This window comes from Microbacterium terregens (assembly GCF_039534975.1).
GTDB classification, from domain to species: Bacteria; Actinomycetota; Actinomycetes; order Actinomycetales; family Microbacteriaceae; genus Microbacterium; species Microbacterium terregens.
Window position 1 is genome coordinate 3118597 of record NZ_BAAAWH010000001.1, and the last position, 21462, is coordinate 3140058.

The window sequence follows — 21462 nt, forward strand, 5'->3', positions numbered from 1 at the left end:
CAGAGGAGGCAGCCATGACGCTGAGAGTCAGCATCGTCGTCGGCAACCCGAAGCCGCAGTCCCGCACACTCACCGTGGCGCTGGAGCTCGCGCAGGCGATCATCGGCGCAAGCGAGCACTCGCTGCGAGTGATCGATCTCGTCGAGCACGCCGACCAGATGTTCTCCTGGCCCTCTGATGAGATGGCCGAGCTGAACACCGCGGTCGCGGAGTCCGACCTGGTTCTGTTCGGATCGCCGACCTACAAGGCGACGTACACCGGCCTGCTCAAGGCCTTCCTCGATCGTTACCCGGCGAACGGGCTGCAGGGCGTGGTCGCGGTGCCGGTGCAGACGGGCGCGGACCTGGCGCACTCCCTCGGCCCCTCCTTCGGCCTGATCCCCCTCCTCCTCGAACTGGGCGCCGTCGTCCCGGGTCGCGGGTTCTACTTCGTGACGGGTCAGATGAACGCGCTCGGCCCGCAGGTGCGAAGCGCCGCCGACGAGTATCGCGCGCAGATCGAGCGGGTCGCCGCGCTCGGATCCGCCCTGACCGATTCGGCGACAGTCAGGCCGAGAGCATGAGAACGCGCGCGGCGGTTTCGGGCGAACGGGACGCCCGCGACTTCGACAGCGCCGGATTCCGCGATGCCCTCGGCCATTACGCCTCGGGGCTGACGGTGGTCACCGGCGCCGATGACGACGGGGCGGTGGGGTTCACCTGCCAGTCGTTCTACAGCGTCTCCATGGAACCGCCGCTCGTGTCCATCAGTGTGATGCGCACGTCGGACTCCTACCCGCGCCTGCGAAGGTCCGGACGGTTCGCCGTCAATGTCCTCTCCGCCGGACAGCGCGGGATGTCGGCGCGGTTCGCGCGCAAGGGCGTGGATCGATGGGCCGGGGTCGAGTGGACCGAGTCGCCCTCCGGGAACCCCTTGTTGCGCGAGTCGCTGCTCTGGGTCGACTGCGAGGTCTGGGCCGAGCACGAGGCCGGGGACCACCTCATCGTCATCGGACACGTGCGGAGCCTGGGCCGAGCGGAGCCCGCCGCCGCGGCGCCGCTGATCTTCTACCGGGGGCGATACCACGAGCTGAGCGGAACGCCGTCTCCCACGGGCTCGCCGAGCGCACACCATGAGGTCACGGCGCCCGCCTCGGGCGCGCAAGCGAATGGAGCACCGCGATGACAGAACCACGTCATCGTCAGATGATTCTGACGATGTTCATGCTGAGCTTCGGCTACCACAGCGACGCGTGGCGGCAGCCGAACAGCAGGTCCGAAGAGGTCAGCAGGCTGAGCATCGTCGCGGACATGGCCAAGGCCGCCGAAGCCGCCAAGCTCCACGCCATCTTCTTCGCGGACAGCAACGACGCCGGCAGCATCCGGGCGAACAGCGTACGCGGCGTCTCCGTGTATGAGCCCATCTCGACCCTCAGCGCCCTCATCGGTCACACGTCGAAGATCGGGCTGCTCGGGACGGCATCCACCACCTATTCGCAGCCCTACAGCGTGGCACGGCAGTTCGCCGGACTGGATCTGCTCAGCGACGGACGCGCCGGGTGGAACGTGGTGACCTCGGTGAGCGGCAACCGGAACTTCGGGATGGAGGTCATGCCCGCTCCGGAGGACCGATACCGGCGCGCAACGGAGTTCGTGCATGTGGTGAAGGCCCTGTGGGACAGCTGGGACGTCGACGCCATCGTCAACGACCGCGAGCGCGCCATCTGGGTCGAGTCCGATCGCGTGCACGACATCGACCACGTGGGCGAGTTCTTCTCGGTCAAGGGCGCGCTCAACATGCCCCGTCCGCCGCAGGGGCACCCGCTCATCGTGCAGGCCGGTCAGTCTCCCGCCGGCATCCAACTGGGTTCTTCCGTCGCGGACGCGATCTACACGATCCAGCCGGACCTGGACAAGGCGATCTCCTTCTACGACGACTACAAGAAGGTCGTCCGCTCGAAGGGCCGCGACGCGGAGAAGGTGAAGATCCTCCCCGGCATCATGCCGTTCGTCGGCAGGACACTCGCCGAGGCCCAGGACCTGGCCGCCGACCTCGCGAACGGCATCGAGCCGACCGCGGGCCGGGCGGTGGTGTCCGGAATGCTCGACGTCGACATCAGCGACCTCGAGATGACCGACCGCATTCCCCTGGATCGGCTCGTGGACTCGCCCGAGCGTCAGGAGCGCTGGCGCATCTACCGGGGTATGGCCGAGTCGATGACGGTCGGGGAGCTCATGGTCGAGCTCGCGCGTGCCGTCGGTCATCGCTGGATGATCGGCACGCCGAGCACGATCGCGGACAGCATGATCGAGTGGTTCGACAGGCGGGCCTGCGACGGCTTCAATCTCAACCCGCCCAGCTTCCCCGATGGAATGGACGCGATGCTGACCCTGCTCGTTCCCGAGTTGCAGGAACGCGGTTACTTCCAGGCCGACTACACCGGCGACACTCTGCGCGAGCGCATGGGCGCCGAGGCGCGCTAGCGGCCGCAGCCGCCCACGGAGACTCTTCGGCGTATTTGTCGATCCGCCGGCGCGGCGTTCGACGTCCTTCACGTAACGTCGCTGAACAGAAGGGACACACGATGAAGTTTTTGATGCTCGTGGTAGCCGATCCGGACCTCACCACGGACGAAGAACCCGTCCTCACGATCGAGGAGTGGGTGCAGGAGACCGCGCAGAGCGGCGTCAACCTGGACGGGGACCGACTGCGGCCGCCGTCCGACGCGAAGACCGTCCGTCGACGCAACGGCAAGGTGAGCGTGACCGACGGACCCTTCGTCGAGACGCACGAGTGGATCGCCGGCTTCGACCTGTTGGAGTGCGACACGATCGAGCAGGCGATCGAGGTCGCGACGCGGCATCCGATGGCCACGCACGGCACGATCGAGCTGCGTCCGTTCTGGCCGCTCGAGCTGGACTGACCGGTCCGTCGGGGCGCGCGTGCCAGGGTCGCGCCCCGGCGCTCCGGCACTCCGGCGCTCCGCGTCCCGCGTGAGCCCGATACGGACGCTCCCCTGTCGCGTTCTGCGCGCCCGGCCGGCGCGTTGTGACAGGCGAGCGGGTGGGTGGGGCGGTGCCCGGCGACTCGGCGCGAGTTGGCGCGTGCGACTACGCTCGAAACGTGACAGAACGCGCCCCGCTCTCCCAGAAACTCAGTGCCATCGCCGAGTCGGCGACCCTCAAAGTCGACGCGAAGGCGAAGGCGCTGCAAGCCGCCGGACGACCGGTCATCAGCTACGCGGCGGGTGAGCCGGACTTCTCCACTCCGCAGTTCATCGTGGATGCCGCGGCCGAGGCCCTGCACGACCCATCCAACTTCCGCTACACGCCGGCGATGGGCCTTCCGGTCCTGCGCGAGGCGATCGCCGCCAAGACCCTGCGCGACTCGGGACTCGAGGTGGAGGCATCCCAGATCGTCGTCACCAACGGCGGCAAGCAGGCGGTCTATCAGGCGTTCCAGGCGGTCGTGAACCCCGGTGACGAGGTGCTCCTTCCCGCGCCGTACTGGACCACCTACCCCGAGGCGATCGCGCTGGCTGACGGCATTCCCGTCGAGGTCTTCGCCGGAGCCGAGCAGGACTACAAGGTCACCGTCGAGCAGCTCGAAGCCGCTCGCACCGACAAGACGACCGTGCTGGTGTTCGTCTCACCGTCCAACCCCACCGGCGCCGTCTACACGCCCGCGGAGACCAAGGCGATCGGCGAGTGGGCCCTCGAGCACGGCATCTGGATCATCTCGGACGAGATCTACCAGAACCTCGTGTACGAGGGTGCCAGGGCGGTCTCCATCGTCGAGGCGGTTCCGGAAGCCGCAGCCCAGACGATCCTCGTGAACGGCGTGGCGAAGACCTACGCGATGACAGGCTGGCGCGTGGGGTGGATGGTCGGGCCGAAGGACGCCATCAAGCTCGCGGCGAACCTGCAGTCGCACCTGTCCAGCAACGTGAACAACGTCGCACAGCGCGCGGCGCTGGCCGCCCTCACCGGTCCGCAGACCGAGGCGGAGGAGTTCCGGCTCGCCTTCGACCGCCGCCGTCGCCTGATCGTCGACGGCCTCGCGCAGATCGACGGCGTCTCGGTGCCGAATCCGCTCGGCGCCTTCTACGTCTACCCCGACGTGCGGGGCCTGCTCGGCCGCGAGTGGCGCGGTCAGACCCCGACGACGTCGCTTCAGCTGGCCGACCTCATCCTCGACGAGATCGAGGTGGCCGTGGTGCCCGGCGAAGCCTTCGGCCCCAGCGGCTACCTGCGCCTGTCGTACGCCCTCGGAGACGAGGCGCTGCTCGAGGGGATCACGCGGATGCAGGAGCTGTTCGCGTCATAGCCCGCGACGTCGGCATCGTCGCGCGCAGCGACTCCACAGAAACGGTCGGCACCTCGAGCGGGAAGTGGCACGCCACCTTGTGCCCTCCCCCGAGGTCGCGGGGCAACGGCTCCTCCACCGCGCACTTGTCCTGCGCTCGGGGACACCGAGTGCGGAACCGGCACCCCGACGGCGGATGCAGCGGTGAGGGCGGCTCGCCCTTGAGCGTTACGGGTCTGCGCGCGATACCGGTGTCCGGATCCAGGCCCGGGATGGAATCCAGCAGCGCCTTGGTGTACGGATGCCGGGGCGTGGCGTACACCTGCTCAGCCGGTCCGATCTCCGCAAGCTGACCCAGGTGCATGACGGCCACCTGGTCGCTCAGCTGCTTCACTCGGGCCAGATCGTGCGCGATGAACACATAAGAGAGGCCGAACTCGGCGCGGAGCTTCTCGAACAGGTTCATCACCTGCGCCTGGATGAGGACGTCGAGCGAAGAGATCGCCTCGTCGCACACGATGAGAGCCGGGTTGGTCGCGATGGCACGCGCGATCGCCACGCGCTGCGCCTGTCCACCGGACAGCTCGAGAGGGCGCCGGCGCAGGTAGATGTCGGGATTCAGACCGACCAGATCGAGCAGCTCCCGCACGCGGGCGCGTCTCTGCGTGCGGTCCATCTTCGTGTGACCGACCAGCGGTTCGGCGACGACGTCCTCGATCCGCCACTTCGGGTTGAGCGAGCCGAACGGGTCCTGGTACACCATCTGGATGTCGCGGCGAGACTCTTTCAGCTCGCGCCGGGACAGCTCCACGAGGTTGCGCCCCTTGAACCACACCTCGCCGGATTTGGGACGCTCCACCTGGATCGCCGCGCGTGCGAGAGTCGACTTTCCCGATCCGGTCTCGCCCACCACACCGAGTGTCTCGCCGACCCCCAGATCGAAGGAGACATCCGAGACGGCGTGCACCACTCCGGCCTTGACGTTCCCGGGTCCGCGGCTGACGTACTCCTGCACGATGTGCCGGACCGACAGAAGGGTCTCTTTCGAGTCGGTCGCCTGCGGCAACCTCTCGTCCACGATCTGCGTCACCTGACGTCCTCCTGCGCCGACAATTCAGCGGCGATCATTTCGGGTGCGGCGCCGTCAAGGTGCGGATGCCAGCATGCGTACTTGTGATTCGGTTCGTGCTCGACCAGCTCCGGCCGCACGAGGCACTCTGCCGTCGCGCGTGGACAGCGCGGCGCGAATGCGCATCCCGAGGGCAGCGCCGAAAGGTCCGGCGGCTGCCCGCCGATCACGGGGAGCAGCGCGTGCGGGGGCGTCGACAGCTGCGGGATGGCCCCGAGCAGCGCCTTCGTGTACGGCATGCGGACGTTGCCGAACAGTGACGCGGTGTCGGACTGCTCGACGATGCGGCCGCCGTACATCACCAGCACTTCGTGCGCGTAACTGGCCGCTAACCCGAGATCGTGGCTGATCATGACGACAGCAGTGCCGAGCCGGTCCTGGAGGTCGACGAGCAGCTCCATGATCTGCGCCTGCGTCGTGACGTCCAATGCCGTCGTGGCCTCGTCGGCGATCAGCACCTTCGGGTTGGAGGCGAGGGCGATCGCGATCATGACGCGCTGGCGCATGCCGCCGGACAGCTGGTGAGGGTACTCGTGGAAGCGACGCTCCGGCGCGGGCAGGCGAACCAGCTTGAGCAGCTCGATGACCCGCTCGGCCGCCTCGGCCTTCTTGACGTCCTTGCGGTGGGTGCGGACGGCCTCAGAGATCTGCGCCCCGACGCTCATGGTCGGGTTGAGGGAACGCGCCGGGTCCTGGAAGACCATCGCGATGTCGTTGCCGCGGATCCTCCGCATGGACCGTTCGTCCATGCCCACCAGTTCTGTGCCGGCGAGGCGGGCGGACCCTTCGACCCGGGCGCTCGGCGGGAGGAGCCCCATCAAGGCACGGACCCCGACGGACTTGCCCGATCCGGACTCGCCGATGATCGCCAGCATCCGACCGGCCTTGAGCTCGTAGGAGATACCCCCCACGGCGTGCACGGGTTTGCCACCGCGGGTGAACGTGACGCGAAGGTCGTCGACGGCCAGGACCGTCTCGGGTTCCTGCGTCCTCTCCGCCGTGTCGGCGATCTGCTGCAGCGTGCTCATCGACCGTTCATCTCATCTCTCAGGTTCTCGCCGAGCAGGTTGAAGGACAGCACCGTGACCAGCAGCGCCAGGCTCGGCCACAACACGAGGAGCGGCGTCGCCGACAGCGACTGCTGCCCTTCGTAGATCATGTTTCCCCAGCTGGGTGCGGGCGCCGGGACCCCCATCCCGAGGAAGCTCAGGGCGCCCTCGGTGACGATGACGATTCCCATGCCCAGGAGGGCGAAGTTCAGCATCTGCGGGATGATGTTCGGCGCGATGTGACGCGTCAGCGTGCGCCATGTGGTGCTGCCGCTCAGATCAGCGGCCTGGATGAACGGCATGTTCGCGATCCGGAGGGTGGCCGAGCGAGCGATACGTGCGACCGCGGGGATGCTGAACGCCGACAGCGCCAGGATGGTGTTGGGCAGGCTGGGTCCGAGGATCTGCGCGATCGCAATCGTCAGCACCAGCGAAGGGAACGCGATCAGCACGTCCAGGCCGCGCATGATCAGGGTGTCGATCTTGCCGCCGAGGAATCCGGAGATCGCGCCGACGACACCTCCGACGATGAGGCCGATCGCGTTGACCGCGATGGCGATCATCAGAGAGGCTCGGCCCCCGTAGATCAGCCGGGACAGGACGTCGTTTCCGTTGACGTCGGTGCCGAGCGGGTGCCCCGGGGTGCCCGGGGGCAGACCGCTGTCCAGCACGCTGCCGCCGGTCGGCGGTGCGAGCGGGAGGAAGAACGGGCCGATGAAGCAGACGAACAGCAGCAGGAAGACCAGTCCCGCCGGAACCCCCACCACCAGCTTGCGGCGGATTTTTCCCCATGCCTCGCTGCGAGGCACGGAGGTCGGGATGAGGGCGGCCCCTACGGAGGCGTCAGCGATTGCCATAGCGAATCCTTGGATCGAGCACGGCGTACAGGACATCGACGACGAGGTTCGCGAGGACCGCGACCGCCGCGAAGATGAAGACGCAGATCTGGACGACGGCGGTGTCGCGGGACATCACGCCCTGCAGCATCAGCACACCGAGCCCCGGCATGGAGAAGATCTGCTCGATGATGACGGTGCCACCGACCAGGCCTCCGATGTTGAGTCCCACGAGCGTCAGGAGACCGAAGGACGAGTTGCGGAAGGCATGCCGCCAGAGCACCTTCCAGGGCCCGACGCCCTTCGCGCGGGCGGTTTCGACGTAGTCGGCGGAGTTCATCTGCTCGACGAGGTCACCCCGCAGGAATCGGGCGTAGAAAGCGGCCAAGGGAATCGCCAGTGCGAGCACGGGCAGTGTCACGGAACGCAGGTTGAGCAGCAGCCCGTCCTGGATCGGGACGTAGCCGATGGCGGGCAGTGCCCGCAGGAGCACCGCGAACACGAGCACCAGCAGCAGCGCCATGACGTAATTGGGAACGGCCAGAAGGGTCATGGAGATGACCATCACCACCCGGTCGAAGAAGCCACCCGGCTTGCGGGCCGCCATGAGGGCGACCGGCAATGCCAGGGCGAGCGAGACCACGAAGGCCAAGACCACCAGTTCCACCGTCACCGGCACCCGTTCGGCCAGCAGCGTGGTGACCTGCTGCCCGCTGATGGACGACTTGCCGAGGTTGCCGGTGACGAATCCGCCCAGCCAGGAGAGATATCGCTCCACCGCGGGGCGGTCGAGGCCCATCCGCACGCGAAGGGCCTCGACCTCCTCTTCCGTGGCATCCATGCCCGCCTGGTTGCGAGCGGGGTCCCCCGGGATCGCCTCCAGCAGTGCGAACACGAGGATGCTGATCGCCAGCAGCAGCGGGATCGCGATCGCGACCCGACGCACGATCAATCGGACGAGGGGGGAACCCACCACCCGGCCGAGGGCGCTGACGCGCTCCTCGGTCCGGATGCTGGTAGTGGCCTCCGTGATGGCCACCTATTTCCCGCTCTCTACCCACACCCGGTCGTACAGCACGCCCTGGTTGACGGACAGCGCCGGAATGGCGACGTCCAGTCCGGGGCCGTGGACGCCTGCGCGCATGACCTGAGCCGGCGAGAACGCCATGCCGAACGGTGCGTACGCCTCGTCGGAGATGAACTTCGCGATCTCCTGGTACTTCGCGTCCCGCTCGTCGTCGTCGTTCGTGCCCACCGCTTCGCGGAGGAGGACATCGAGCTCGGTCTCGAGCCCCTTGGCCAGCGCGTCTGCGCCGGATGTCGCGCCCTCGGGCAGCGGCGCACCGCTGAACGGGGACGTGGAGCCGAACCGAACACCGACGCCGATGCCCACCGACGGGTCCCATGCGCCCGCCGTCTGGAGCAGCGACTGCCAGTCACCCGTGATGAAGCGCGTGATCACGTCGCCCAGCGGCTCAGCGCTGATCTCCACATCGATGCCGGCCTCTGCCCACTGTGTCTGAAGAGCCGTGGTCACCGAGCGCGCCGTGACGATGTCCGTCGTGCCGAGGTTGACCGTCAGCCCGCCGAGCTCCTTGACGAGCGCCTTGGCCTTGTCGAGGTCGTACGCGCGGTAGCCGGGAACCTCGGGGTTGAAGAAGAGGCCACCCGATGCGGTGAACGACTGACTCAGCTCGCCCTCGTCCTTGAACAGGCCCTTGTTGATCGCGGCGAAGTCGGTCGCGTAGTAGATCGCCTCTCGCGCCTTGATGTCATCGAACGGTGCGGTACGCGAGTTCAGCTGCACGACGTACGGGGAGGTCGGGGCACCCAGGTGCACGGCCACGTCGGGGTTGGCCTTGGCTTCGGTGATGAGCGGCACCGAACTGAGGCCCTCGATCACGTCGCCCTGTCCGGCAAGCAGCGTCTGGTATGCGACCTGGTCGCCCGCGACGGACTGGAAGTTTATCGCGTCGAGGTACGGGAGGCCGGACTTGAAGTAGTCGGGGTTCTTCTCCAGCTCGAGGCGTTCGCTCAGGCTGTCGGCGGTGACGATGAACGGACCTGCCGCGACGGGGCTCAGGCTGAACGCGTCAGCACCCAGCTCCGCGTATGCGGTCGGTGATCCGATCAGGTTCAGGCTCGACGTCGGGAAGCCGTTGATGAGGGAACCGTCGATGTTGCGCAGGGCGAGCGTGACCGTGTGCTCGTCGACTGCCTGCATCGCTCCGAGGTGCTTCTGGACGGTCGCCTTGTCGACGTCCGCGGGCAGGGCTGCCCACAGGCTCGTCATGAATTCTTCGCTGAGCGCGGGGGCGGGCTCGTCGAGGTTCAGCTGCAGGCGGGGCGCGCCCGTGCTGCCGGAGTTCAGTGCGCGGATCCAGTTCCACACGACCGCTTCGGCGTTCAGGGGGGTGCCGTCGGAGAACGTGATCCCGTCGCGCAGCGTGATGGACAGCGTGAGGCCGTCATCGGACCACTCGAAGCTCTCGGCCTGGTTGGGAACGATCTTGCCACCGCCACCGTCCGGCTCGAGCGTGAACAGTCCGCCGAAGATGGCGGCGTTCTGCGCGAGGTTCGCACCGGTCGTGTTGCTCGTGGCGGGGTCCAGGCCGGTCGCCCAGCCTCCGGCGAAGCCGGCATCCAGCAGCACCGTGATCTCACCGCCGGGCGTGGGTTCTCCCGAGGCACCGTCGGAACCGGTGCCTCCACCGGCGTCACCGGAGCAGCCGGCGGCCGAAACGACGATTCCTGTTGCCAGGGCGAGCGTGCCGATCAGGCGTATCGCCGACCGTCCGCTCTTGCGGATTCTTGTCATGTGAATTCCCTTGTCTTGAGCGGCGACGGCGATCGCGCAGATCCGCGGTCATCTTTGAGCCGGAACTAACTCCTTGGGCAGTCTTGCCGAGGCGCGGACGTCGATCTATGTCACTTCCATCCGACGAAAGACCCCCGCCGATGCGCCCCCGACGCACGACGCAGCGCACCGCAGACGAGGGTCTGATCGGTGCGCTGCGTCGGTGCTCAGCGGGTCAGGAGGTCAGGCGACGGCCTCCCGGCCCAGCCAGCGGAGAGCGTTCTTCCAGCTGATGTCCTCCCACTCCGCCTCGGGCAGATCCATCGACCGGAGCGTCTTGGCCGCCGGTTCCTCGCGCAGCATCGCGGGGAAGTCCGAACCCACCAGGAGCCGGTCGGCACCGAGCAGGTCGACCAGGTAGCGGATCGTCCGCGCGTCGAACACCATCGAGTCGTAGTAGAAGCGCCGAGCCATCTCCAGCGGCGATGGGCCGTCGTCCGGCATGACCGCACGGTCGAGGTTCTTGGGTTCCTCGTTCCAGGAGCCGCCCCAGAAGTAATTCGCACGGGGAAGCATCATGGCCAGGCCGCCGGCCGCGTGGCTGAACGAGATCCGCAGGTCCGGGCAGGCCGCCGCGGTCCCGCCGAGGATCAAGGACGCCGCGGCGAACATGCCCTCGATGCCGACCACGTAGGTTCCCATCGCCGACATCGGCAGGCGGTCCATCGGTGCGGGCATCGCGTGCACGAAGACCGAGAGCCCGAGTTTCTCCACCTCCTGGAAGAAGGGGAGGAACTTCTCGTCGCCGATGGAGCTGCCGAGGACGTTCGATGCGATCTCGACTCCCGCCAGACCCGACTCCTTGATGGCTGCCAGCTCCGCGGTCGCGGCATCCGGATCCTGCATCGGCACCATGCCGAGGCCGATGATCCGATCGGGAGCGTGTGCGCTCAGCTCGGCCGCGAAGTCATTGACGTGGCGCGCCAGCGCGAGACCGTCCGCCTTGGGCAGGTCGTAGCGCAGCAGCGGAGGCATCGGGCTGACCACCTCGGCGTCGACACCCGAGGCATCCTGCGCCTCGATGCGGCGCTCGGCCTCGAAGAAGACCTCCTTCGCGGGGAAGCGCATCTTGTCGAAGACGAGCAGGCGATCGGTGCTGCCGTCGATGGGCTCCATGTGCGGGAAGCACGCGGGAGCGTCGCTGGGATAGTCCTTCGGGAGCAGATGGGCGTGTGCGTCGATAATCATGGGGATTCCTGTCGATCAGGCGAAGCTCGGGTGAACCGAGACGTGGATGGCGGACTTGTCGTCGGTGTCGCCGGCGAGCGTGTCGATCGCCAGACCCACCTCATCCAGGCCGAAGGTGTGGGTGTGCAGCTTCGCGAGCGGGAAGCGTCCCGATTCGAGCAGCTCGATCGCGCGCTTGTTGGCCGATGCGTCGACGCCGAACGCTCCCTTGATCGTGAGCGCACGGTTGATGATGAGGTCGGTGACCAGAGGAATCTCGCGTCCACCCTTGAGCCCGGCCAGAACGACCCGGCCGCCGTGGCGGACGACCTTCAGTGCGTCGGTGACCGGCCCCGCAGCCATCGGCGTGAGATCCAGGGCCACATCGGCCATCCGGCCGTCGGTGATCTGGGTGACCGCCTCGACGATGTCCTGCCCGTCCTCGCCGACGATGATGGTGTGATCGGCACCGAGCTCACGCGCCACCTCGAGCTTGTGCGCATCGGAGGCCAAGCCGGTGATGATGACGTTGGAGGCGCCCACGGCCTTCGCCGCGATGACCGCCGCGAGTCCGCGCTGACCGGCACCGAGTACGACCAGGGTGTCGCCCAGGCCGACCTCGCCGAGGTCGACGGCCCAGCGCACGCCCGCGCCGAGCGGGTTGTACATCGCTGCGATCTCGGCCGGAAGACTCTTGTCGATCTTGTGCAGCACCGAGTTCGGCGAGATGTACATGTACTCGGCGAATCCGCCCCACAGGCTGGGCTCGACGTCGATGCCGGTCACGCCGTGGCCGTACTTGCGGAAGCGGCAGGCCTGGTATCGCCCGGTCAGGCAGTCGTTGCACGCACGGCACGGAACGATGACTTCGAGCGCCACGCGGTCCCCGACCTGCACGCCCCAGCGCTCGGCTGCGCGGTCGCCCAGCTCGGCGATGATGCCCATGGGCTCGTGCCCGGGGATGAACGGGGTCGGGTGCGAGCCGATGTGTCCCCGGTAGATCTCGACATCGCTTCCGCAGATGCCGTTGGCCTCGACGCGGAGGAGACCGTCATCGGGCCCGATCTTCGGGCGGGCGAATTCCCGCATCTCGATTTGACGGGGACCTGTCTGAACAGCTGCGCGGACCATCTCGGTCATGAAGGAGTCTCATCTCTGTGGGGGTGGGTGAAGGCGAGCCGGGCCACCGGGGGCGTGCCCTGCGGGCGGGACGGCGAAACGTTCAGGCGGGGGCCTGGCCGCTCTTGGCTACGGAGGTGATGGGCGGGCCCGGTGGGTAGTAGGCGGCGGGGCCGCCGTCCACGGCCAGGATCTGGCCGGTGATCCATCGTGCGGCGTCGCTCAGCAGGAAGAAGGCGGCGTGGGCGATGTCCCAGGCCGAGCCCTCGGTCTTCAGCGTGGTGGCCATCCGGCGGGGCTCGCGCATGGACTCGTCCATGTTCGCCGCGGCGAAGGATCCCCAGATACCGCCGACCTCGATGCAGTTGACACGGATGCCCTGCGGTCCGAGTGTGGTCGCAGACCCCTGGGTGAGGTTCTCGACTCCCGCCTTGGCCACGCAGTACGGCATGCCGGGACCGCGCGAGCTGACGCCGACGGACGAGATGTTCAGGATCGAACTGCCGCGGGGCAGGATCGGCGCCACGTGACGCGTCACGTACCACGCCGACATGAGGTTGATCTGGATGAGCTGCTCGAAGCGCTCCGGCGTGACATCGAAGATGCCGGCGCGATCGCCGCTGGCGACGTTGTTGACCACCGTGTCCAGACCACCCAGTGCCTGCACCGCCTCGGCGACGGCACGCTCGCAGGCGAGGTCGTCGGTGGCATCCGCGACCACGGCGAACGCCTCGCCCCCGTCGGCGACGATGCGGTCGACCGTGCGCTGCGCGGCCTCTGCGGAGCGGTCCAGGACCGCGACGCCGGCACCGTGCGAAGCCAGCAGCAGCGCGATGGAGTAGCCCACGCCGGGCAGATCGCCGTTCTGGCCGGCCCCGGTCACGAGCGCGCGGCGTCCGAGCATCTTCTGCTCCCCCACACCCCCGAGCGGATCCGAGAGCGGGTCGATGAGGTCGATGGCTGTCATGAGATGTCTCCTGAACGGATGGCGACCGAGTTGCCCGACCAGTCGGCGAAGTAGCGGACGACCATCGAGATGCCGGCGTTGCGGGAGCCCGCCACGGCGATCAGCATGCGGTCCTCGGCCCCGGGGGCGATGGTGCGCTGAAAATCCTCGGCAGGCTCGCCGGTTCCGGGGAAGCGCACGCCCGCTCCGTCGTTGTGGTCCTTGCCGGCACGAGCGAGCTGCCCGGTCGTGCGCCCCGAGTGATCCGCGAGCCAGGCCGCGACATCCGAACGGCTGTAGCCGGCGGTGGCGAGGAGGTTGGCGTGCTCGGGGCAGAGGATGACCCCGACGAGCGCGTGCTTGAAGATCAAAGACCCGGAGCGGCCGATGGTGTCGGCGAAGTCGCCGAGCAGCAGTTCAGGGTCGGTCGTGTGCCGGTTGTCGACGTACTCGGATGTGCGCAGCAGGGTTGCCGTGACGGCGTTGCCGGTCACTCCGCGGTCCGCGGCGAGTGGGGCCCACGGGCTCTCCTCCTCGTTCTCCGCGATGCAGATGGACCAACGGCCCGGCAGTCCTTGGGTGGCCTGCTCGAGCTCATGCGGGTGCACGCCGAAGACGTTGCGCACGATCAGGCCGATCGCCCGGGCCACGGTCGCATTCGGACGGAAGCCCGGCCCGAACACCCCGCCGGTGCTGTTGAAGCCGAGCTCGTTGCGGATCGGCCCGTTCACGATGATCAGCGGAGCGGGACCGCTCGTGGACTGCCACCCACCGCCCTTGGCGGCGCGCTCGTTCATGAGGGCCTCCCACGCGGCAAGCACCACGGGGAAGTATTCCGGCAGGCATCCGGCCATGATGGCGTTGATGGCGGCGAGCTCGACGGTGACCGACCGATCGAGTTGGGGCATGTGGCCGATGACCTCGTCCGCCGGCCGGCCCGCAGCAGCGAGGAACTTCTCCACGAGCGGACGCGTTGCGGGGACCAGGGGTAATCCGTCCGACCAGCCCTGCTCGTAGCAGTGCTCGACGGCGAGCTGCGCGGCATCGGCATCCAGCTCGGCGACGCTCACGAGGCGGCCTGCGCAAGGGTGTCGAGAATCTGGGGAAGCAGCCCCTCGGCGCGCGCGCGCACCTCGTCGGGCGTCAGTGATGCCATGGGATGCTCCGTCGTGATCCACTCGTAGTCGGGAGCGCCCTGCACTTCGGCCATCATGCGGCCGGTGCTCAGGAACGCATCGGTGAGAACGACCGCGGCCGGCAGACCCGCGCGCTCGAAGTTGATGCCGTCCGCCACGGCGGCAGCACTGCAGGATCCGCAGTCGCCCACGCCGATGACCACGACGTCGCACTCCTGCGCGTACCGAGCAACGATGGAATCGTCCACGGGGACGGAGAAGTTCGCCTTGGTCTCGACGATGCTCACCTCCGCAACGCCGTGCGCGGAGACGAGCAGGTTGCCCACTTCGCGCAGGAACAGAAGGGCGTTGTGCTTGGTGTTGTCCAGCAGCCCGACGCGCAGTCCGGTGAGGTCTGCCGGTCGGGGCGCGAGTCCGGCGAGCGATGACGCGGTCGCGGCGGCTGCGCGCCCGGTCGGATCCAGGATGGCGTTGGGCATTGTCGTGCTCCTCCGTGTCGGGGACAGCGATCGGTGCCCGTCCGCGAACGTTCCGCGGCCGAGCGCCGAATCGAGGTCAGATGTCGTGAACGATCACTCCGCGGATGTTCTTGCCGGCCGCGAGGTCCTTGTACGCCTCGTTGACATCATCGAGCGCGTACGTGCGCGTCACGAGCTCGTCCAGCTTGAGATCTCCCGAGCGGTAGAGGCCGAGCAGCTTCGGGATGTCGTAGAGCGGGTTGCAGTCCCCGAAGAGGGCTCCGCGGATCTGACGCTGGTACCCGATGAGCAGACCGGCCGGCACGTGTACGGCCTTCTCCTTGAGCGCTCCGACACCGGTGATGGTGACCTTGCCGCCCTTGCCCGTCATCATCACGGCCTGCATGACCATCTCTTCGGTCACCACGCCGGGCGTGAGGATCGCGTGGTCTGCCAACTGGCCCCACGTGGTCGCGTTGACGAAGTCGTGGGCTTCCTTTGCGTCGGCGAACGTGTGGGTCGCACCGAATTCCATCGCCTTCTCGCGCTTGAAATCCACGGGGTCGATCACGACGACGTTCTTCGCGCCGGCGTAGCGGGCACCCTGGACCGCATTGCTGCCGACGCCGCCCGCTCCGAAGATCACAGCCGTTTCGCCCGGCTTGACGCCGGCGGCGTAGACCGCCGAACCCCACCCGGTGGGGACACCGCATCCGACCAGCGACGCGATCTCGAACGGGATGTCGTCGGCCAGCGGCACGACGGCCCATTCGGAGACCACCGCGTACTGCGAGAACGTGCCGAGCGAGCAGAAGCCGCCGAAGTCCTCGCCGTCCTTGTGGAACCGGTAGGTGCCGTCCAGGAACATGCCCGTGCCGGCGTTGAGGCCCTTGACGCACATGTTCTGATGCCCGGTCGAGCAGGGCCGACAGGCGCCGCAGGCCGGGATGTACGAGCAGACGACGCGGTCGCCGACCTTCACGCGGTTGACGTTCGGGCCGATCGATTCGACGATGCCGGCACCTTCGTGGCCGCCGACGACCGGGAACCGGACCGGTGCGTCACCGGCGGTGATGTGGTCGTCCGAGTGGCAGAGACCGGATGCCGCGAACTTGATCCGAACCTCGTGCTCCTTCGGATCATCGAGCTGGAGGTCGGTCAGCTCCCAACCTTGGTGTGGAGCGCGCGCAACAGCCGCGTGGGTGGTGATAGTCGCCATGTTCCGTCAACCTCTCATCGCGCCTGCGATGCGGCGCCGCGCATCGAGACCGTCTTGATCTGGGTCCAGTCGAGCACCGAATCGGCACCCATCGTCCGACCGAACCCACTGTTCTTGTACCCGCCGAAGGGTCCGCCGATGACACCCGCACCCAGTGCGTTGTTGACGGCGACCTGACCGGCCTGCAGGGCACGGCTCATCCGCACGGCCCGGCCCACGTCCTGCGTCCACACCGAAGCGACGAGCCCGTACTCCGTGCTGTTGGCGACCTCGATCGCCTCCTGCTCGTCGTCGACCACGATGACCGACAGAACCGGCCCGAAGATCTCCTCCTGTGCGATGCGCATGCCGGGGTCGACCTTGTCGAACAGGGTCGGCTGCACGAAGAACCCGTTGCCGTACGCCTCACCGACCGGCACGACTCCACCGGTCACGATCTCGGCACCGGCCTCCTTGCCCAGCTCGATATAGCTGAGTACGCGCTGGTGCTGCTTCTCGTTGATGAGCGGTCCCATGTTCACCGGCTGGTGCCACGGGCCGACCGTCACCGTCTGCATCTGCGCCGCGAGACGATCGACCAGCTCCGCGTGGATGCTGCGGTGCACGATGACGCGCGAGCCCGCCGCGCAGATCTGACCGGTGTTCAGCGTGATGCCGGAGACCATGCTCGGCACGGCCGCGTCCAGCGCGGCGTCGTCGAGGACGACCTGGGGCGACTTTCCGCCCAGCTCGAGGTGCAGCGGCATCAGGTTCTTCGCACAGGCCGCCATGACCAGTGCGCCGGTCTGCGGCGAACCGGTGAAGCCCATGCGACGGATGCGCGGGTGGGCGGGAATGGCAGCGCCGGCTTCGTGGCCGTAGCCGGTGACCACGTTGATGACACCGGCCGGGATGCCTGCCTGCAGGGCGAGCTTGGCCAGCGCCAGCGGCGTCAGCGGGGCGTCCTCGGCGGGCTTCATCACGATCGTGTTGCCCGCGGCGATCGCCGCGCCGACCTCGGTGACGAACATCGGACCGGGAGCGTTCCACGGAATGATGCCGCCGACGACCCCGAAGGGCTCGCGGAGCGTGAAACCGAGGGTGTCGGGCGAGTAGGTGGGCAGGGAGACGCCCTGCACCTTGTCGGTCTGACCCGCGATGAAACGCAGCTGTCCGGGCGAGCCCAGCGGGCCCCAGCTCGGGCGGCCGACCTCCTGGCGCTCGATCTCGTCGAGCGCCGCAGCGTTCTCCTCGATCAGATCGGCCCAGCGGAACAGCAGGCGCCCACGTGCGGTCGCATTCAGGTCGCGCCACGCCGGGAAGGCCTTCTCGGCCGCCTGCACGGCGGCCTCGACGTCCTCAGCGTTGCCGCGCGGCACCTGGGCGAGGAGCGTGCGATTCGCCGGGTTGATGACGTCGATGGTCTGACCGCTCGAGGAGGCGACCCAGTCGCCGCCGATCAGCTGGACGCCGTCGACGAGGAGATCGCTGTCGATCGAGGTCGGGGTATCCGAAGTGATAGTCATTTCTGTGTCCTCGTCCTTCAGTGTTCGATCATGATGACGCCGCGGATGTTCTTGCCGTCGAGCATGTCCTGGTAGCCCTGGTTCACGTCCTCGAGCTTGTACTTCTTCGTCACGAGTTCATCGAGCTTGAGGTGCCCGGACTGGTAGAGGCTGAGGAGCTTGGGCACATCGTGCAGGGGGTTGCACCCTCCGAAGATGGCGCCCTGGATGCGGCGCTGGTAGCCGATCAGCATGCCCGGGTTCTCGTCGATCCACCCGTTGCCGACAGCCGTGATGGTGACCTGACCGGTCTTGCCGACGATGTTGATGGCGTCGTGGATGACCTTGTCGTGCAGCACGCCGACGGTGATGATCGCGTGGTCCGCGAGCTCACCCCAGGTGGACTGGATGACGAACTCGGTCGCTTCCTCGGCGGTCTCGAAGGTGTGGGTGGCCCCGAAGACCTTCGCCATGTCGCGCTTGAACTCGACCGGATCGACGACGATCACGCGCTGCGCGCCGGCCAGAGCCGCGCCCTGCACCGCGTTGCTGCCCACGCCACCGGCACCGAAGATGACGACGGTGTCGCCGGCCTGTACGCCCGCGGCATGCACTGCGCTGCCCCAGCCGGTCGGGACGGCACAGCCGACCAGAGCGGCGACCTCGAACGGGATGTCCTTGGGGATCGGGATGACCGAGTACTCCGAGACGACCGAGAACTGCGAGAACGTGCCGAGCACGCAGAGCCCGCCGAAGTCGACGCCGTCCTGGTGGAAGCGGAAGGAGCCGTCCGCGAATTCGCCGGTGGAGGCGTTCTTTCCCTCGTCGCACAGGTTCTGACGACCGGTGGAGCAGTAGCGACACTTGCCGCACGCCGGGATGAACGAGCACACGACGTGGTCGCCGACCTTGACACGGGTCACGCCCTCGCCGATCGCGTCGACGACGCCGGCACCCTCGTGCCCGCCGACGACGGGCATCCGCATCGGTGCGTCACCCTTCTGGATGTGATCGTCCGAGTGGCACATGCCGGCGGCGTAGAACTTGATCCGGACCTCGTTGGCGCGAGGATCATCCAGCTCCAGCTCCGTGATCTCCCATGGCTGACCTGCCTCGCGGCAAACGGCCGCCCGTGTGGTCATACTCATGTGACCCCTCTCCTAAACGTGGATATGGCGGAGCCAGGACGTTGCGACGAGGTCATCGTCGATCAGTTGCTGCTCCGCGACTGCTTCCACCGTGCGGCCCAGCACGACCACTCGGCTATCGCACTTTCGCCGCACGGAAGACTTTCGGCCGATGACCCTCGACGCCGTCGCCGAGGGGCGGGGTTCCCCTCGCATCGCACGGGTGCCGGGGGCTCGCACCAGTCTTCTGCTCGGCGGAAAGACGGATGGCAGGGGACGCGGTAGTCGATTGACTGACCACTACAACTAAGCATGGGAGAGGGACGAGCGTGAGTGACAAGTACCGCGAGGACCTGATGGCGGCGCTCGATGTCGTTCCGTCAGGGTCCTCCATCGCCGTCGGAGGCTTCGGCAGCTCGGGCAGGCCGGATGCGCTTCTGAACGCGCTCTGCGATCTGGACAAGCGCGATCTCCACATCATCGTGAACAACGTCGGTGATGACTTCACCGGTATCGGACGCCTGGTCGTCGAAGGACGCGTGCGCCGCTTCACCGGATCCTTCCCGATCCTTCAGTCGTTCTACGACGACTATTTCGCCGGCAGGATCGAACTCGAACTGATCCCGCAGGGCACCCTGGCCGAGCGCATGCGCGCCGGCGGCGCCGGCATCGCGGCGTTCTTCACGCCCTCCGCCGCGCGGACGATGCTCAGCGACGGGACATTCCCGCTCACGTACGCCGAGGGGCAGCCCGCCGACCACCTGCCGGCGAAGGAGGCGCGCGACTTCGGCGGCCGCGCCCACGTGCTCGAGCACGGGATCACCGCGGATTTCGGCCTGGTCAAGGCGTATCAGGGCGACCGTCTGGGCAACCTTCGGTTCCGCCTGTCCGCGCGCAATTTCAATCCCCTGGCCGCCATGAGCGGCCGGACGACCTTCGCGGAGGTGGAACAGCTGGTGGAGGTCGATGCCATCGGCCCCGATGACATCCATCTTCCGGGGGTGTTCGTCAAGCACGTCGTCATGACCGCCGCGCCCGTGCCTGCGGGACCGGAGTACACGGCGTCACTGAGAGGTGCAGCATGACCACGACCGAGACAGTCCTTCCCGCTCTGATCGGACGGACACGGGACGAGATCGCGGAGCGCGTCGCGGCCGACCTGGCTGACGGGTACACCGTCAACCTCGGCGTCGGCATCCCGCTGGCAGTCCCGAAGTTCCTCCCGGAGGGGATCGAGGTGTTCCTGCACGCCGAGAACGGCGTGCTGGGCCTGGGCGACCACCCCGGTGACGGCAACGAGGACCCCGACCTGACGGATGCCGGCAAGCGGCCGATCTCGCTGGTCAGCGGAGCGGCCATCGTGGACTCCGCGCTGTCCTTCGCGATCATCCGAGGCGGCCATCTGGACGCGACGATCCTCGGCGCACTGCAGGTCGCCGAGAACGGCGACCTGGCGAACTGGTATGTGCCCGGCCGCAACCCCGCAGTCGGGGGCGCGATGGACCTGGTCGCCGGGACCCGTGAGGTCTGGGTCTGCATGGAGCACGTGGATCGCAAGGGTGAACCGAAGATCATTCCGGCGTGTACGTTCCCATTGACGGGTCACGCTGTCGTCACGCGCGTCTACACCGATCTCGCAGTGTTCCACTTCCGGGACGGTGGCCTCGTGCTGACCGAATGCGCGCCCGGCATCACCCCGGATGACGTCCGCGCGCGGACGACGGCTGCCTACACAGAGGATCTTGAATGACGACCGAACGACTTGCCCTCGACGACATCGTGGCGATCGACGTGCACGCGCACGTCCACCGTGCGATCGACGCCCACGAGCACGAGCACGCCGGCAGCGAGGCGATGGGCGAGTACTTCGGCATCGGGACGATGCCGACCTACACCGTGCCGCAGCTGGCGGACTACTACCGCGAACGCAAGATGATGGCGGTCGTGTTCACCGTCGACTCCGTGTCGCAGAGCGGGAAGGATCCCGAGCCCGCGAACGAAGAGATCGCGCGACTGGCAGCCGAGAATTCCGACGTGCTGATCCCGTTCGCGAGCATCGATCCCTCACGCGGGAAAGCCGGTGTCGAGCAGGCACGGCGCCTCATCACCGAATTCGGTGTGCGCGGCTTCAAGTTCCACCCGAGCGCGCAGGGGTTCTACCCGAACGACCGGATGGCGTACCCCCTGTACGAGGTCATCGAGGAGCATGGCCTGATCGCGCTGTTCCACACCGGTCAGACCGGCGTGGGGGCCGGCCAGCCCGGTGGAGGCGGCATCCGGCTGAAGTACGCCAACCCGCTGCACGTCGACGATGTGGCCGTGGACTTCCCGGGCATGGACATCATCCTCGCGCACCCGTCCTTCCCGTGGCAGGACGAGGCGCTCTCGGTGGCGACGCACAAGCCGCGCGTGTACATCGATCTGTCGGGGTGGTCCCCCAAGTACTTCCCGCCGCAGCTCGTGCAGTACGCCAACACGCTCCTCAAGCACAAGATGCTGTTCGGATCCGACTTCCCCGTCCTCACCCCGGAGCGGTGGATGCGCGACTTCGATCAGCTTCCGATCAAGGATGAGGTCCGCCCGCTCATCCTCAAGGACAACGCGGCACGACTGTTCGGACTGAGCTGATCGGTCCCGCGCCCGGCGAACG

Annotated in this window: 21 protein-coding genes; 8 read left to right on the top strand and 13 right to left on the bottom strand. The window is 67.6% G+C overall.

The features are described 5' to 3' along the window. The first annotated feature begins 14 nt into the window (after positions 1-14). The 5 genes from ABD655_RS14525 to ABD655_RS14545 all read left to right on the top strand — a co-directional run bounded on the left by ABD655_RS14525 (position 15) and on the right by ABD655_RS14545 (position 4306). On the top strand, positions 15-563 hold the full coding sequence (locus ABD655_RS14525; protein ID WP_344715009.1) for an NADPH-dependent FMN reductase: 549 nt from the start codon (positions 15-17) through the stop codon (positions 561-563). After that, on the top strand, positions 560-1165 hold the full coding sequence (locus ABD655_RS14530) for a flavin reductase family protein (protein ID WP_344715010.1): 606 nt from the start codon (positions 560-562) through the stop codon (positions 1163-1165). Before ABD655_RS14525 ends, ABD655_RS14530 begins: the two co-directional genes overlap by 4 nt. Next, positions 1162-2463 (top strand): NtaA/DmoA family FMN-dependent monooxygenase, encoded by a 1302-nt coding sequence (locus tag ABD655_RS14535; protein ID WP_344715011.1) that lies wholly within the window; start codon positions 1162-1164, stop codon positions 2461-2463. Before ABD655_RS14530 ends, ABD655_RS14535 begins: the two co-directional genes overlap by 4 nt. A gap of 101 nt (positions 2464-2564) precedes the next feature. After that, positions 2565-2903 carry a YciI family protein gene (locus ABD655_RS14540; RefSeq protein WP_344715012.1) on the top strand — a complete coding sequence of 113 codons (339 nt, stop codon included), beginning with the start codon at positions 2565-2567 and terminating at the stop codon, positions 2901-2903. Between the two features lie 200 nt (positions 2904-3103). Further along, a complete protein-coding gene (locus ABD655_RS14545) occupies positions 3104-4306 on the top strand; it encodes a pyridoxal phosphate-dependent aminotransferase (RefSeq protein ID WP_344715013.1) in 1203 nt (400 codons plus the stop codon). Here ABD655_RS14545 and ABD655_RS14550 read toward each other — a convergent pair. The 13 genes from ABD655_RS14550 to ABD655_RS14610 all read right to left on the bottom strand — a co-directional run bounded on the left by ABD655_RS14550 (position 4275) and on the right by ABD655_RS14610 (position 18833). Further along, positions 4275-5375 (bottom strand): ABC transporter ATP-binding protein, encoded by a 1101-nt coding sequence (locus ABD655_RS14550; protein WP_344715014.1) that lies wholly within the window; start codon positions 5373-5375, stop codon positions 4275-4277. The genes ABD655_RS14545 and ABD655_RS14550 overlap by 32 nt on opposite strands. Continuing rightward, entirely contained in the window at positions 5372-6442 is a 1071-nt protein-coding gene (locus ABD655_RS14555; protein WP_344715016.1) for an ABC transporter ATP-binding protein, read from the bottom strand. The genes ABD655_RS14550 and ABD655_RS14555 overlap by 4 nt, the downstream gene beginning before the upstream one ends. Further along, positions 6439-7320: an ABC transporter permease gene (locus ABD655_RS14560; RefSeq protein ID WP_344715017.1), complete on the bottom strand. Its 882-nt coding sequence runs from the start codon at positions 7318-7320 to the stop codon at positions 6439-6441. The genes ABD655_RS14555 and ABD655_RS14560 overlap by 4 nt, the downstream gene beginning before the upstream one ends. Further along, entirely contained in the window at positions 7307-8338 is a 1032-nt protein-coding gene (locus ABD655_RS14565) for an ABC transporter permease (protein WP_344715018.1), read from the bottom strand. Before ABD655_RS14565 ends, ABD655_RS14560 begins: the two co-directional genes overlap by 14 nt. Further along, positions 8339-10117 (bottom strand): ABC transporter substrate-binding protein, encoded by a 1779-nt coding sequence (locus ABD655_RS14570; RefSeq protein ID WP_344715019.1) that lies wholly within the window; start codon positions 10115-10117, stop codon positions 8339-8341. It lies immediately after the preceding gene. 222 nt (positions 10118-10339) lie between these two features. Further along, on the bottom strand, positions 10340-11344 hold the full coding sequence (locus ABD655_RS14575; RefSeq protein WP_344715020.1) for an amidohydrolase family protein: 1005 nt from the start codon (positions 11342-11344) through the stop codon (positions 10340-10342). Positions 11345-11359: 15 nt separating this feature from the next. Further along, positions 11360-12463 carry a zinc-dependent alcohol dehydrogenase gene (locus ABD655_RS14580; protein ID WP_344715021.1) on the bottom strand — a complete coding sequence of 368 codons (1104 nt, stop codon included), beginning with the start codon at positions 12461-12463 and terminating at the stop codon, positions 11360-11362. 82 nt (positions 12464-12545) lie between these two features. Continuing rightward, positions 12546-13409 carry an SDR family NAD(P)-dependent oxidoreductase gene (locus ABD655_RS14585; protein WP_344715022.1) on the bottom strand — a complete coding sequence of 288 codons (864 nt, stop codon included), beginning with the start codon at positions 13407-13409 and terminating at the stop codon, positions 12546-12548. Next, a complete protein-coding gene (locus ABD655_RS14590; RefSeq protein WP_344715023.1) occupies positions 13406-14458 on the bottom strand; it encodes a hypothetical protein in 1053 nt (350 codons plus the stop codon). Before ABD655_RS14590 ends, ABD655_RS14585 begins: the two co-directional genes overlap by 4 nt. Continuing rightward, on the bottom strand, positions 14455-15003 hold the full coding sequence (locus tag ABD655_RS14595; RefSeq protein ID WP_344715024.1) for a UGSC family (seleno)protein: 549 nt from the start codon (positions 15001-15003) through the stop codon (positions 14455-14457). The genes ABD655_RS14590 and ABD655_RS14595 overlap by 4 nt, the downstream gene beginning before the upstream one ends. Before the next feature lie 76 nt (positions 15004-15079). Next, a complete protein-coding gene (locus ABD655_RS14600) occupies positions 15080-16201 on the bottom strand; it encodes an NDMA-dependent alcohol dehydrogenase (RefSeq protein WP_344715025.1) in 1122 nt (373 codons plus the stop codon). 14 nt (positions 16202-16215) lie between these two features. Next, complete coding sequence (locus ABD655_RS14605) at positions 16216-17706, bottom strand: aldehyde dehydrogenase family protein (protein ID WP_344715026.1); 1491 nt, start codon at positions 17704-17706, stop codon at positions 16216-16218. A 17-nt stretch (positions 17707-17723) separates the two neighbouring features. Then, on the bottom strand, positions 17724-18833 hold the full coding sequence (locus ABD655_RS14610) for an NDMA-dependent alcohol dehydrogenase (RefSeq protein ID WP_344715027.1): 1110 nt from the start codon (positions 18831-18833) through the stop codon (positions 17724-17726). Positions 18834-19141: 308 nt separating this feature from the next. Between ABD655_RS14610 and ABD655_RS14615 the strand changes: the two genes are divergently transcribed. The 3 genes from ABD655_RS14615 to ABD655_RS14625 are packed head-to-tail and all read left to right on the top strand — an operon-like array spanning position 19142 to position 21440. Continuing rightward, the gene (locus ABD655_RS14615; protein WP_344715028.1) at positions 19142-19897 is read left to right on the top strand and encodes a CoA transferase subunit A; all 756 of its coding nucleotides are present in this window, start codon (positions 19142-19144) and stop codon (positions 19895-19897) included. Next, entirely contained in the window at positions 19894-20562 is a 669-nt protein-coding gene (locus ABD655_RS14620) for a 3-oxoacid CoA-transferase subunit B (protein ID WP_344715029.1), read from the top strand. Before ABD655_RS14615 ends, ABD655_RS14620 begins: the two co-directional genes overlap by 4 nt. Further along, positions 20559-21440 carry an amidohydrolase family protein gene (locus ABD655_RS14625; protein ID WP_344715030.1) on the top strand — a complete coding sequence of 294 codons (882 nt, stop codon included), beginning with the start codon at positions 20559-20561 and terminating at the stop codon, positions 21438-21440. Before ABD655_RS14620 ends, ABD655_RS14625 begins: the two co-directional genes overlap by 4 nt. The last annotated feature ends 22 nt before the right edge of the window (positions 21441-21462 follow it).

Excerpts from the sequence above, each read along its gene's own strand:
- ABD655_RS14555 (WP_344715016.1), bottom strand. The coding sequence starts at position 6,442 with ATGAGCACGCTGCAGCAGATCGCCGACACGGCGGAGAGGACGCAGGAA.
- ABD655_RS14605 (WP_344715026.1), bottom strand. The coding sequence starts at position 17,706 with ATGACTATCACTTCGGATACCCCGACCTCGATCGACAGCGATCTCCTC.
- ABD655_RS14595 (WP_344715024.1), bottom strand. The coding sequence starts at position 15,003 with ATGCCCAACGCCATCCTGGATCCGACCGGGCGCGCAGCCGCCGCGACC.
- ABD655_RS14625 (WP_344715030.1), top strand. The coding sequence starts at position 20,559 with ATGACGACCGAACGACTTGCCCTCGACGACATCGTGGCGATCGACGTG.
- ABD655_RS14530 (WP_344715010.1), top strand. The coding sequence starts at position 560 with ATGAGAACGCGCGCGGCGGTTTCGGGCGAACGGGACGCCCGCGACTTC.
- ABD655_RS14535 (WP_344715011.1), top strand. The coding sequence starts at position 1,162 with ATGACAGAACCACGTCATCGTCAGATGATTCTGACGATGTTCATGCTG.
- ABD655_RS14575 (WP_344715020.1), bottom strand. The coding sequence starts at position 11,344 with ATGATTATCGACGCACACGCCCATCTGCTCCCGAAGGACTATCCCAGC.
- ABD655_RS14540 (WP_344715012.1), top strand. The coding sequence starts at position 2,565 with ATGAAGTTTTTGATGCTCGTGGTAGCCGATCCGGACCTCACCACGGAC.
- ABD655_RS14560 (WP_344715017.1), bottom strand. The coding sequence starts at position 7,320 with ATGGCAATCGCTGACGCCTCCGTAGGGGCCGCCCTCATCCCGACCTCC.
- ABD655_RS14620 (WP_344715029.1), top strand. The coding sequence starts at position 19,894 with ATGACCACGACCGAGACAGTCCTTCCCGCTCTGATCGGACGGACACGG.
- ABD655_RS14610 (WP_344715027.1), bottom strand. The coding sequence starts at position 18,833 with ATGAGTATGACCACACGGGCGGCCGTTTGCCGCGAGGCAGGTCAGCCA.
- ABD655_RS14600 (WP_344715025.1), bottom strand. The coding sequence starts at position 16,201 with ATGGCGACTATCACCACCCACGCGGCTGTTGCGCGCGCTCCACACCAA.
- ABD655_RS14570 (WP_344715019.1), bottom strand. The coding sequence starts at position 10,117 with ATGACAAGAATCCGCAAGAGCGGACGGTCGGCGATACGCCTGATCGGC.
- ABD655_RS14525 (WP_344715009.1), top strand. The coding sequence starts at position 15 with ATGACGCTGAGAGTCAGCATCGTCGTCGGCAACCCGAAGCCGCAGTCC.
- ABD655_RS14580 (WP_344715021.1), bottom strand. The coding sequence starts at position 12,463 with ATGACCGAGATGGTCCGCGCAGCTGTTCAGACAGGTCCCCGTCAAATC.
- ABD655_RS14585 (WP_344715022.1), bottom strand. The coding sequence starts at position 13,409 with ATGACAGCCATCGACCTCATCGACCCGCTCTCGGATCCGCTCGGGGGT.